Source organism: Pseudomonas sp., assembly GCF_049300855.1.
Taxonomy (GTDB): domain Bacteria; phylum Pseudomonadota; class Gammaproteobacteria; order Pseudomonadales; family Pseudomonadaceae; genus Aquipseudomonas.
Window position 1 is genome coordinate 488,889 of record NZ_JBAQKH010000016.1, and the last position, 11,929, is coordinate 500,817.

Genomic DNA, 11,929 nt, shown 5'->3' on the forward strand with positions numbered 1-11,929 from the left:
GTTCAGTGCAGCAATCAGGTCGGCGCGCGCGGCGGAAAGATCCGCGTCGGCAGCCAGAAAATCAGCAGGATCAGCGCCACCGCGACGCCGGCCATGCACACATAAAGATCGGATGCGGTCAGCACCACAGCCTGTTCGTGCAGGCGATGGGCAAGGCCCGGATCGCTGCGATCGACCAACGGTGAATTGCCCAGGTTGTCGACCAGCATGGTCGAGTGGAAATGCAGCCGCGCCGTAGTCAGCGCCTCAAGCACCCCGGTGGCGACCACTGCCGCCAGACCTTTCACGGTGTTGAACCACGCGGAGGCAAACGGACCGTCCGTTGGCTGGATGCTGCCGGTCGAAAGCATCAACAGTGGCAGCACCGACATTGGCTGGCCGAAGATCTGCAGCCATTGCAGAACGTAGAAGTTGTCGCGGATCCATTGCGCGGTCAGCAACGAGCCACCGAGGCAGGACAGCACCAGCATGCTCAAACCAATGCCGAGCACCCAACGACAATCGACCCAGCGCAGGTTGCACAACGCTGCCACCAGCGGCAGCGCAATCAGTTGCGGCAATGCGGCGATCAGCATGATCGGCGCGGTCTGCGCCGACCGATAACCCTGCACCTGCGCCAGATAACTCGATGGAATCAACACCACCGCTTGCAGCACCACCAGCACTCCGGCCAACGTCATCAAGGCGAACGACAGGTTGCGGATGCCGAGCATTTGCAATTTGAAAAACGGAATCGGCTGCGACCACTCGTTGATCAGAAACGCCACCAGCAACAGCGACCCGGCACCGAGCAAGCCGCAGATCAGGCTCGACTCGAACCAGTCCAGGCGATTGCCCTGCAACACACCGATTACCAGCATGCAGATCGCCGGAAAGCCCAGCAGCAGGCCTTTCCAGTTAAATGACTTGAGGCGCTCCAGGCGCACCGGATCCTGCGGGAGACCGTAAGCCACCATCGCCATCGCGATCAGGCACGGCCCAATGATTTGCCAGAACGTCCATTGCCAGCCGACGTATTCGGTCCACAATCCGGCCAGCGGCGTGCCGAGGCCCGGGCCGAAAGTTGCCGTCAGTGCATAACCGGCGAGGCCATAGAGTTTGATGTTGGCGGGCAAAAAGCGCAGGGCAACGGTCATCAGCATCGGTGGCAGTGCACCGCCGGCCAGACCTTGCAAGGTGCGCATCAGCAGCAGGCTTTCGTAGTTCGGTGCAAAGGGGCATAACACGCCGAGCAACGTGAACAGGCTGATGGCGCAGAGAGTGAAACGCCGTAGCGAGAAGGTCACCGAGCACCACGGCGCGAAAGCCATGGCCGCGACCGAGGTGGCGGCGTAACAGGCGACCAGCCAGGTGCCTTCGTCGTAACCGATGTTCAACGCGCCACGAATGTCGGCCAGGGCCACCTTGGTGACCATCTCGTTGAGGCCCGACACCAGCACCGCCAGCAGCACGCCGACCAGGCCAATGATGATCCGCGCCCCGAACACCGGTGGCGTGATCGCCTTCGCCGGGCTGGCCGCAGCGATAGGCGCTGCCGCCGTCAGGGATGTCATGAATACACACTCCGGAGGGAAAAATACCGGAGCATCTTAGTCGGGCTTGGCAATGACGAAAATTGACTTATTGGCAGCTTATAAGTGCGCCTGACGCAACAATGAATATCCCTTGTGGGAGCGAGCTTGCTCGCGAATGCGTCAGGTCAGACAACATCATGGGGACTGACCCACCGCTTTCGCGAGCAAGCTCACTCCCACAGGTTTTTGTGTTTTCTGGGGGACTAGGGCTGGGCAGCCAGCCACGTTTCGTCGCAGCAAGCCTTGAGGGTTTCACGCAGCCAGCGATGTGCCGGATCCTTGTCGAAGCGCGGGTGCCAGGCCTGGGTCAGCATCAGCGTCGGCAACGGGATTGGCAAATCGAATGAGCGCAGTTTCAAGCCGAGCCGGCGCACGCTGAGCAGCGCCTCCTTGGGCACCGGCAGAATCAGATCTGAGTCCGGTAACGCAAACATCGCCGCATGGAAACTCGGTGCAATCACCGCCACGCGCCGCTCCAGGCCCAGCGCATTCAGCGCCGTGTCGATGGGGCCGCGAGCGATGCCACGGCGCGACATGCTGATATGGGAAAACCCGGCGTAGCGTTCGGCGGTGATTTCGCCATCGAGCAGCGGATGGTCTTCGCGCACCAAACCAACGAAATGCGTCGAGAACAGATTCTGTACTTTGACCTCGGGGGTGACGGGGCGAGTGTTGCTGACACTCAGATCGATGCGGCCTTCACGCAGGGCCTCATCGTCACCGTCGCCTTCCGGAACGAAGCGCAATTCGCAGTGCGGTGCCTGCTGGTCGAGGGTGTCGAACAGTTTGCCGCCGTAGACGCCGATGAAGAAGTCGTTGGCGCGAATGCTGAAGCGACGGCGTAGCGTGCCCAACTCCACGCTGTCAGCGGAACGGAACAACAGCGCGGCCTGCTCGACCACATCGCGAACCTGTTCGCGCAGCGCCAGGGCTTTGGGCGTTGGCACCAGACCGCGGCCGGCACGCACCAGAATCGGATCGCCGATGGCTTCGCGGATCCGCGTCAGCGTACGGCTCATGGCGGCCGGGCTGAGGTTCATCCGCCGCGCGGCGCCGACCACACTGCCCTCGTCGAGCAAGGCGTCGAGGGCGACCAGAAGGTTCATGTCCGGGAGTTGCATGCTGAGCACTCATGGCTGATCAGGATTGATCTGGGCGCAATATTAGCAAAGCCATGTATTCGAAGATCAACTCGAGGGCTTTATCTCAAAGTGTATTTCGTCAACACGATCAGAAACGGGATCAGGCGAATCCGTGCCAATTGGCAGGCAATCGCGAAGTTCCAGGCTTTTTTTGTCAGGCAGCGTGACGCTCTGAAGGAGCACAGGAGGTCGCTTGCCAAAGAAAAGAATGGTCTCAGGAATAATGGGCGCTACCGAGATGCGGCGCTGTTCAGGTCCGACAAAAAGCACTTGGAATTTTTCGGGGTCAATGCCGGCGCAATTGAACTTGGAACTGAAATCCGTCATGTGCGAGACCCTGTACAAAATTTGTTCGCGCCGGGCTGCATCCGAAAACCATTGGTTAACCAAAAAAGCACTTATGCATGTCATCACGCAAATCACAAAAGCCCCGATAGCTCCCTCCGGCTCGCTGCCCCGCAAGGCACCGATGCAATAGATAGCGCTTATACATGCGCCTATAACGAGCGGCCAAAACAGAAAGTACGCAAGATGAAAGGCTATACCGGCTGACAGTGTCATTGGCAGCGCCGATGCATCGAATGCAAAGATGCTGTTTATGTCACTTAACGCGTTTCTTCTGGCGAAGAAGGTTGCAACTCCAATCAAAACGATCCAAAAAACAGCAGCGGACGCGTAACTGACTAGAGGTCGCAAAATTCTTTGCTCAATCAGCAAAGCAATAGCAAAAAGCGCTGTGCCCATAGAAAGGCACATCACAGACAAAAACAATTCTGGTGTTAGCCCGTCACTGTTGGCGATCATAATTGCGATTATGAGTAGTGCCACCGATAGCGCTAGAACCCAGCCCACAACGCCTGGTTGCGGCTCTTTAGTTTTGGATCGACCCACTGAAGTAACCCTGTGAATTGTTGTCTCTGATGCCAACTTAACGGCCACAAGGGATCAAACTTTACGGCCTAGACCTCTTGAAACATTTCCCGCCAGTGATTCGGCTTACCGTTGCATACCCCAACGCTTAACGGTCACCCGCTCCAGCGTATCGAACACCAGATTCTCCACCAGCAACCCGATCAGAATCACCACCGCCAGCCCGGCAAACACCTTGTCGGTATACAGCTCATTGCGATTCTGAAAGATGTACCAACCCAGCCCACCCTTGCCACTGGTCGCGCCAAACACCAGTTCCGCCGCGATCAACGTGCGCCAGGCAAACGCCCAGCCGATCTTCAACCCGGCGAGAATCGACGGCAACGCCGCCGGGATCAGGATGAACAACACCAGCCGCAAGCCCTTCAAACCATAATTGCGCCCGGCCATGCGCAAGGTTTCCGAGACCCCGAGAAACCCGGCATAAGTATTCAACGCCAGCGCCCACAACACCGAATGCACCAACACAAAAATCAAACTGTTCTGCCCCAAACCAAACCACAGCAGCGCCAACGGCAACAGGGCAATCGCCGGCAGCGGGTTGAACATCGAGGTCATCGTACTCAGCAAATCGCGACCCAATTGCGTCGAAACGGCCAGCGTGGTCAGGGCAAATGCCAGAACGATGCCGATCAGATACCCCTTGATCAGCACCACCAACGATATCCACACCTTGGCCAGCAGCTCACCACTGAGCAGACCCTCGAAAAGCGCGTGACTGGTCTGCAAGAAACTCGGCAGCATCAGATCATTGTTCTGAATCCGCGCGACCACTTCCCACAGCACCGCCAGCACAATCAGGATCAGGCCTTTACGCAACCAGCCCTGTTGCCACAGCCGCGTGCCGAGCGACAGCTCGCGCTCGACCGGCACTTCGGTCAGCGGCTCCAGCACAATTTCGAACTCTTCACGCACAGATGATGATTGGCTCATCGGGTTGTCCTCCTGGCCGCTCAATAGGCGATGCGAATGTCGTTGAAGTCGTGTTCACGCTCGGTTTCCGGCGACTGGCCTTCGTCGAACAGCAGACGATGAATGCGCCGCGCCGATTGCTGAAACGCCACGCCACCGAGGCTGTGCAAATCATATTGATGGCTGTGCACTTCGGCGCGCACTCGGCCCGGATGCGGCGACAACAGCAGGATGCGATTGCCGACCACCAACGCCTCTTCAATTGAGTGAGTGACGAACAGCAGAGTGAAGCGCACCTCTTCCCAGAGCAGCAGCAATTCTTCCTGCATCTTGCGTCGGGTCAGTGCATCGAGGGCGGCGAACGGTTCGTCCATCAAGAGGATTTTCGGCTGCATCGCCAACGCTCGGGCAATCGCCACGCGCGCTTTCATGCCGCCGGACAAGGTATGCGGGTAGGCATCGGCAAACGCCGCCAGGCCAACTTTTTCCAGATAGTGCAACGCGCGCTCTTCAGCTTCTTTTTTCTTCAGGGTGCGCGAAGCGAGCAGCGGAAACATCACGTTCTGTTTGACGGTTTTCCACGGCGGCAGTTGATCGAATTCCTGAAACACCACAATCCGGTCCGGCCCCGGCGCGTCGACGCGCTGACCTTGCAGACGGATCTCGCCTTCGCACGGCTGAATGAACCCGGCGACCGCTTTGAGCAAAGTCGATTTGCCGCAACCGGACGGGCCGAGCAGCACGTAGCGATCGGCCGGATCGATTTCAAAACTGACCTGGTGGGTGGCGCGCACCACACGTTGCGGGGTGCGGTATTCAAGGCTGACATGATCGACGGCCAACAGCGCTTCACTGCGGGCGACCGGGTTGCTGGCCGCGTGGCCTGGCAAGGAAGCGTTCATTATTTGATCAATCTCCGGCAAATCAGAAAGGCGCGTCGCCCTGAATGGTCGTGCGATACAGCTTGCGGCGCAGGTGCGCGGGGCAGCCGGCGGCGAGATGGATCAGCGAGCGGTTGTCCCAGAACACCAGATCGTGGGGCTGCCACTGATGGCGGTAGATGTTTTGCGGCAGCACGCTGTGGGCGTAGAGCTCGCTCAGCAGTTGCTGGCTCTCATCGTCCGGCAGGCCGACGATGCGCGTGGTGAAACCTTCGCTGACGAACAGCGCCTTGCGACCGTTTTCCGGGTGCGTACGCACCACCGGGTGCACCACTTCGGCGACTTGAGCCAGTTGCTCCGGGGTCAGGGTCGGGCGCCAGTTGCCTTCGAATTTGGTTTCGCTGTAGCGCGCGGTGTAGGAATGCGCGGCACTGCGGCCTTCGACCGCTTTGCGCAACGCTTCGGGCAGGTTGTCCCAGGCTTTGTGCATGTCGGCGAACAGGGTGTCGCCGCCCTCGGACGGCAACTCTTGCGCATGCAGCATCGAGCCGAGGCTTGGCAGCTCTTTATAAGAAAGGTCGGAATGCCAGAACTTGCCGGCATCACCGAGGCCGATGTTCTGACCGTTTTCGATGATGTTGGAAACGATGAGGATTTCCGGGTGATTGGCCAGCAGGAACTGCTTGAGCACATGGATCTGCAACACGCCGAAGCGGCGGCTGAAGTCGATTTGCTGTTGCGGGGTGATTTGCTGGTCGCGAAACACCACGACGTGGTGATCCAGGTGCGCGCGATGGATGCGCGCAAAGTCCTGATCATTGATCGGCCGGGTGAGGTCGAGACCAATGATTTCGGCGCCGACGGCACCGCTGAACGGGCGAATTTCGAAGGTTTGCGGCGCGGCGGTCGCGGCGCTTGGGGAAGCAGTAGCTGCGGACATCTTTCCATCTCCCACGCACGGCACGCTCACGGGCGCGCTCGTCGATCAGACACTCACGCTGGATTGCGTGTTGGTTCAGGTCGTGCGGCGCGCCGATTGGTCGGCAGGTACGCAGGTGGATGACTTTATAGCTATAAGAATTGGAAATTAAATACCGTTAATGAATAACGATATGGCGATTGGTGAGGAAGGGACGGGATGGTGAGTGACGGTTTTTGTCACTTCCTGAAAGGGATGTGGTGTTTGGGCTGCCGCCATCGCTGGCAAGCCAGCTCCCACAGGGTTCTCGACTGGAACACTATGTGTCCGACACAGAAACCTGTGGGAGCTGGCTTGCCAGCGATGAGGCCAGAGAGACCAACGAAGATCTAGCGCTCGTGCAACGCCTCAGCCCGCGCGCGGATGATCGGCTTGAGCAGGTAGCTCAACACCGACTTCTTGCCGGTGATGATGTCCACCGACGCGACCATCCCCGGGATGATCAGCAATGGCTTCTCGTCCGTACCGAGGTGGCTACGCTCGGTGCGCACCTTGATGATGTAGTAAGTGGTCTTCTTGTCTTCGTCGGTAATGGTGTCGGCGCCGATCTGCTCAAGCTTGGCCTTCAGCCCACCGTAAATGGTGTAATCGTACGCGGTGAACTTGACGATCGCTTCCTGCCCCGGGTGCAGGAACGCAATGTCCTGCGGGCGGATCTTCGCTTCGACCAGCAAGGTGTCGTCCAGCGGTACGATTTCGACCATGTCGCTGCCCGGCTGGATCACGCCGCCGATGGTGTTGACCAGCAACTTGTTGACGATGCCGCGCACCGGCGATGTCACCAGCGTACGGCTGACGCGGTCTTCCAGCGCCTTACCCGTCGCGCTGGCCTTGTTCAGGTCAGTGCGTGCTTCGTTGAGTTGAGTCAGCGCTTCGCTGCGGAATTTACCGCGCGTCTCGTCGATCTTGCGCTGCACTTCCTTGATCGCCGATTCGGCACGCGGAATCGCCAGCGTCGTTGCATCCAGCTGGCCGCGGGTTTCCACCTCGGCACGCTTCAGACGCAAGACCTCCACCGGGGACACCGCGCCCTGGGCCACCAGCGGCTCGGACATGTTGATTTCCTGGCGCTGCAAGCCGAGTTGCTGACGGTACTGCGCTTGCTTGGAGCCAAATTCGCGCAGCTCTTGCTGACGCTGAATCAACTGCTCCTGCAAACCGCCAATCTCGTCGTGCAGTTGCTGACGGCGACTGATGTACAACGACTCTTCGCTTTTTGCCTGTCCCGGCACGGCTTTGAGCACGTCTTCGGGAAAATTCAGCGGACGGTCATCGACCTCGGCGCTGAGGCGTTCTACACGCAGCAGCATCGACAGGCGATCCGCTTCGGTTTCGCCGACGTTGGAGGCAAATCGCGTGTCGTCGAGGCGAATCAACGGCGCGCCGGCTTCGACGATCTGGCCTTCCTTGACGAACAGTTCGGAGATGATCCCGCCCTCAAGGTTCTGGATTTTCTGAATCTTCGACGACGGAATCGCCTTGCCGTCGCCCTTGGTCACTTCGTCGATCACGGCGAAGTTGGCCCACAGCAGCAGGAAGATAAAGAAGCCGATGATCGCCCAGATGGTCAGACGCACGACGCGCGGGGCGTCTTCGATCAGCGCTTTGTTGACCTCCGGCAGCGGCTGGCCCTGCAGTGATGCCGAGCCTTTGAAGTAGCGACGGATCGAATCCTTGAAACCCGACTTAAGCAACACTGATCTGCCCCTTCTTCAACGCTTCCATCACGGCGGCTTTCGGGCCATCGGCGAGAATCTGTCCACGGTCGATCACCAGCAGACGATCGACCAGCGACAGCAGCGAAGCCCGATGCGTCACCAGCACCACGGTCTTGTTTTCAATCACGGCGGCGAGGCGTTGCTTGAGGCGTTCTTCGCCGGTGTTGTCCATCGCACTGGTCGGCTCGTCCATCAACAAAATCGGCGGGTTGAGCAACAAGGCCCGAGCCAGCGCAACGTTCTGCCGTTGGCCGCCGGAGAGGTTTTGCCCGCGCTCGCCGACTTGCAGCTCATAGCCTTGCGGGTGCAGCCGGGCAAATTCGTGGACGCCAGCCAGTTCGGCGGCTTGCAGCACCAGCTCGTCTTCTACATAACGCGCGCCGGAGACGAGGTTGTCACGCAGGGTGCCGGCCAGCAGTTGGATGTCTTGCGGCACGTAGCCAATGTTGTAGCGCAGTTCGCTGACGTCGATCTGGCGGATATCGACACCGTCGACCAGCAACGCGCCGTCGTCCGGCTGATACAGGCCGACCAGCAATTTGGCGAGGGAGCTTTTGCCCGAGCCGCTGCGGCCGATGATGCCGATTTTCTCGCCGGGACGGATCACCAGATTGATGTTCTTCAATGCCGGATTCTGTTGTTCCGGGTAGGTGAAGTTGAGCTGGCGGCATTCGATCGCACCCTGCAGAACCTTGCGGCTCAGCGGGCGCTCTTCGAAGTTGCGCTCTTGCGGCAGCTCCATCATTTGATCGACCGAGGTCATGGTCACGCGGGCTTGCTGATAACGGGTCAGCAGGCCCGACAGCGACGCCAGCGGGCTAAGTGCGCGGCCGCTGAGCATGTAGCAGGCAATCAGACCGCCCATGCTCAGGTTGCCGGCGATGATCTGGTAGACGCCGAAGACGATCATGATCACCCCGGCCAGTTGCTGGATCAGCAGGGTGATGTTCATCGCCAGACCGGAGAGCATTTTCACCCGCAGTTCGAGGCGGCTGAGGGTGCCGATGGTCTGTTCCCACTGGTATTGGCGTTCGCTTTCGGCGTTGTTGACCTTGACCGCGTCGAGGCCGGCGAGGGTTTCGATCAGGCTCGACTGGCGCTCGGCACCGAGGGCCATGGTGCGTTCCATGGTTGCCACCAAAGGCTTCTGCAACGCATAGCCGATCAGCAGGGCAATCGGGAAGGCCAGCACCGGAATCCACACCAGATGCCCGCCGAGAATGGCGATGACAATAAAGATCAGGATGGTGAACGGCAGGTCGATCAGGCTGGTCAGGGTCAGCGAGGCGAGGAAATCGCGCAGGCTCTGAAACTCATGGATGTTCTGCGCAAAGCTGCCGACTCGCGCCGGGCGGTATTTCATCGCCATGCCGACGATGCGCTCGAAAAGCGTCGCGGAGATGATCAGGTCGGTTTTCTTCCCGGCCAGATCCAGGCACAGGGCACGCAGACTCTTGAGGATCAGGTCAAAGATGTAGGCGCCGGTGATGCCCAACGCGAGCACCCACAGGGTTGCTTCGGCCTGGTTCGGCACAACGCGGTCGTAAACGTTCATCACGAACAACGGCGCGGCCATGGCGATGATGTTGATCAGGAAACTCGCGGCGATCGCATCGGCGTACAGCCAGCGCGAACGCTTGAGGGTGTCGCGGAACCACGAGCGCGCACGCGGAATCAGCGTGCCGTGGTTGACGTCGAATTTGTGTTGCGGCTGGGCGAAGAAGACTTTGCCGGTGTAATCGTCGGCGAGCAGTTCGCGGCTGACCACGGACTCGCCGCCATCGCTTTCGCTGAGCAGCACTCGCGCGTCGTTGTCACCTTGCCAGCCGAGCAGAACGGCACTGCGGCCATCCTTGAGCAGCAGCAAGGCCGGCATGGCGATCGCCGGAATCTCTTCCAGTTTGCGCTGCAGCACCCGACCTTGCAGGCCGGCGCGAGCTGCCGCGCGGGGCAGCAACTCGACACTCAGGCGTTGTTTGGGCAGCGGCAGGCCGGTGGTCAGCATCGCCGCGCTGGCGGGTTTCTGATGGAGCATGCAAAGGGCGAGCAGACCGTCCAGTAACGGATCGTCGTGCAACGCGCGTGGATCATGACTGAGATGAACTCGACTGACTTCTGATTCCACGCTCGACACTCTTTGACAGTTGAAAAGGGATAACTCAATTCATCCCAGGCAGCTGGACCTTGGGCTTGACGTCGTTCTGCACAACGGATGCCAACGGTGCGACCACTCCCTGGCTTCTGAGCAACTCGCCCATGGTCGCCTTGATTCGGTACTGAGTAAATAACTGAATGTTTTTGATTTCAGCCAGACGCCGCGAAGCGGTGAACAACTCGTTTTCGCTGTCGAGCAAATCGAGCAGGGTGCGTTCGCCGAGGCTGAACTGACGCTGGTAGGCGGTGCGCACCGAGGTGCTGTGGTCGACGTATTGCTGCGCGATCGGCACCTGCGCGTTGGCGTTGTTCAAGGCGTTCCAGGCCAGACCGAGTTCTTCGTTCAACTGACGCAAAGCGTTGTTGCGGATGTCCAGCGCCTGGTTCGACAGGTACGACTTGGATTCCAGATCGGCCTTGTTGCTGCCACCCGAATAGAGGTTGAAGCGCATGCGCAGCATCGCCTGCCATTCGTTGTTGTGGCCGTTCTGGCCATCGAGATCGTTGTCGGCGGTGCGACCCAGCTCGGCGTCGAAACGCGGGTAGAAGGTCGACTTGGCGGTTTCGTACTGCTTCTCGGCAGCGGCGATGTCGGACTCGGCCGAGCGCAGGATCGGGCTGTTCTCCAGCATCTGCGTACGGGCTTCGTTGAGGTTGGCCGGCATCATCGCCATGAACGGCGCCGGACGCTCGAGTTGATCAGGCATCTGGCCAACGGCGCTGAGGAAGTTGGTTTCCGAGTCGGCCAGATTGGTCTGCTCGGTGATCAGGTTGTTGCGGGCCTGAGCCATCCGCGCTTCGGCCTGATCGAGGTCGGCACCGCTGCCGACGCCACGCTGGGTGCGCAACTGGATCTGGTCGTAGATGCGCTGGTGGCTCTTGAGGTTGTCCTCGGCCAGACGCACGAACTCACGACGGGTCAACACGTCCAGGTAAACCTGGGCGACGGTCAGCGCGGTGCGCTCGGAAGTGCCGAGCAACGAATAGGCGCGGGAGTTGACGGTGGCTTGTTGACGCCCGACTTCGCTGGACGTCGCAAAACCGTCGAAGACCATTTGCGAGAGACGTAAACTTGACTCGCTACGGTTCAGGGTTTCGTAGTGGTTACCGCCGGAGTTGGCACGGGTGGTGACGCTGTCGGTGCCTTCACGGCCATAACCGCCGAGCAGATCGACCTTGGGCAGGTATCCACCTTTCGCCGCTCGTAATTGATAATCCGCAGCCAAACGACTGTTGACCCCTGCCTGGATTTCCGGATGGACATCCAGTGCCTGCTGCATGGCTTCTGGTAAGGATTGTGCTTGTACGAAAGAGGCGGCGAGAGCGAAGGGTACGGCGAAAAGCAGGGGCGAACGCATGGTAGGAATTTCCCAGAACTTCTTGTCTTGAATCACAGCAAAACGTGGCGCTGCGTCGGATGATGGCAACCAGATTGACCGTATGTCGGAAAGTTCAAAACAGGAACTGGATCACACGCTGAAGGACAGGTCGCCGCGGAAATATCAATGTGACATTAGTGGGGCGATTGTTTAGGATGGCACCCAGAAGGTCAATAGTTTGGCATAAAGTTAATAGCGAAAGAATCTAGCCAAATTATTGACGATTAGACGCGTCAAACTTATTTCGCGAATTTTTAAAG

At 59.3% G+C, this 11,929-nt stretch carries 9 protein-coding genes; all 9 read right to left on the reverse strand.

Annotation, left to right across the window (positions count from 1 at the left end; all coding sequences use genetic code 11):
- Positions 1 to 14: 14 nt before the first annotated feature.
- The gene (locus WA225_RS07295) at positions 15 to 1,553 is read right to left on the reverse strand and encodes an MFS transporter (RefSeq protein ID WP_422607415.1); all 1,539 of its coding nucleotides are present in this window, start codon (positions 1,551 to 1,553) and stop codon (positions 15 to 17) included.
- Positions 1,554 to 1,777: 224 nt separating this feature from the next.
- Entirely contained in the window at positions 1,778 to 2,695 is a 918-nt protein-coding gene (locus tag WA225_RS07300) for a LysR family transcriptional regulator (RefSeq protein ID WP_422607416.1), read from the reverse strand.
- Positions 2,696 to 2,761: 66 nt separating this feature from the next.
- Positions 2,762 to 3,520, reverse strand: a complete 759-nt coding sequence (locus WA225_RS07305; RefSeq protein WP_422607417.1) for a hypothetical protein — start codon at positions 3,518 to 3,520, stop codon at positions 2,762 to 2,764.
- Between the two features lie 192 nt (positions 3,521 to 3,712).
- A complete protein-coding gene (locus WA225_RS07310) occupies positions 3,713 to 4,579 on the reverse strand; it encodes an ABC transporter permease (RefSeq protein WP_422607418.1) in 867 nt (288 codons plus the stop codon).
- 20 nt (positions 4,580 to 4,599) lie between these two features.
- Positions 4,600 to 5,460, reverse strand: a complete 861-nt coding sequence (locus tag WA225_RS07315; RefSeq protein WP_422607419.1) for an ABC transporter ATP-binding protein — start codon at positions 5,458 to 5,460, stop codon at positions 4,600 to 4,602.
- A 22-nt stretch (positions 5,461 to 5,482) separates the two neighbouring features.
- Entirely contained in the window at positions 5,483 to 6,379 is an 897-nt protein-coding gene (locus WA225_RS07320) for a TauD/TfdA dioxygenase family protein (protein WP_422607420.1), read from the reverse strand.
- 368 nt (positions 6,380 to 6,747) lie between these two features.
- Complete coding sequence (locus WA225_RS07325; RefSeq protein ID WP_034151794.1) at positions 6,748 to 8,115, reverse strand: HlyD family type I secretion periplasmic adaptor subunit; 1,368 nt, start codon at positions 8,113 to 8,115, stop codon at positions 6,748 to 6,750.
- A complete protein-coding gene (locus WA225_RS07330; protein WP_422607421.1) occupies positions 8,105 to 10,261 on the reverse strand; it encodes a type I secretion system permease/ATPase in 2,157 nt (718 codons plus the stop codon). The genes WA225_RS07325 and WA225_RS07330 overlap by 11 nt, the downstream gene beginning before the upstream one ends.
- A 34-nt stretch (positions 10,262 to 10,295) precedes the next feature.
- Positions 10,296 to 11,648 (reverse strand): TolC family outer membrane protein, encoded by a 1,353-nt coding sequence (locus WA225_RS07335; protein WP_064117410.1) that lies wholly within the window; start codon positions 11,646 to 11,648, stop codon positions 10,296 to 10,298.
- Between the last annotated feature and the right edge of the window lie 281 nt (positions 11,649 to 11,929).

Bases quoted from the DNA above. Each gene is read 5' to 3' on its own strand.
- WA225_RS07310 (WP_422607418.1), bottom strand. From the start codon at position 4,579: ATGAGCCAATCATCATCTGTGCGTGAAGAGTTCGAAATTGTGCTGGAG.
- WA225_RS07295 (WP_422607415.1), bottom strand. From the start codon at position 1,553: ATGACATCCCTGACGGCGGCAGCGCCTATCGCTGCGGCCAGCCCGGCG.
- WA225_RS07300 (WP_422607416.1), bottom strand. From the start codon at position 2,695: ATGCAACTCCCGGACATGAACCTTCTGGTCGCCCTCGACGCCTTGCTC.
- WA225_RS07335 (WP_064117410.1), bottom strand. From the start codon at position 11,648: ATGCGTTCGCCCCTGCTTTTCGCCGTACCCTTCGCTCTCGCCGCCTCT.
- WA225_RS07315 (WP_422607419.1), bottom strand. From the start codon at position 5,460: ATGAACGCTTCCTTGCCAGGCCACGCGGCCAGCAACCCGGTCGCCCGC.
- WA225_RS07305 (WP_422607417.1), bottom strand. From the start codon at position 3,520: ATGATCGCCAACAGTGACGGGCTAACACCAGAATTGTTTTTGTCTGTG.
- WA225_RS07320 (WP_422607420.1), bottom strand. From the start codon at position 6,379: ATGTCCGCAGCTACTGCTTCCCCAAGCGCCGCGACCGCCGCGCCGCAA.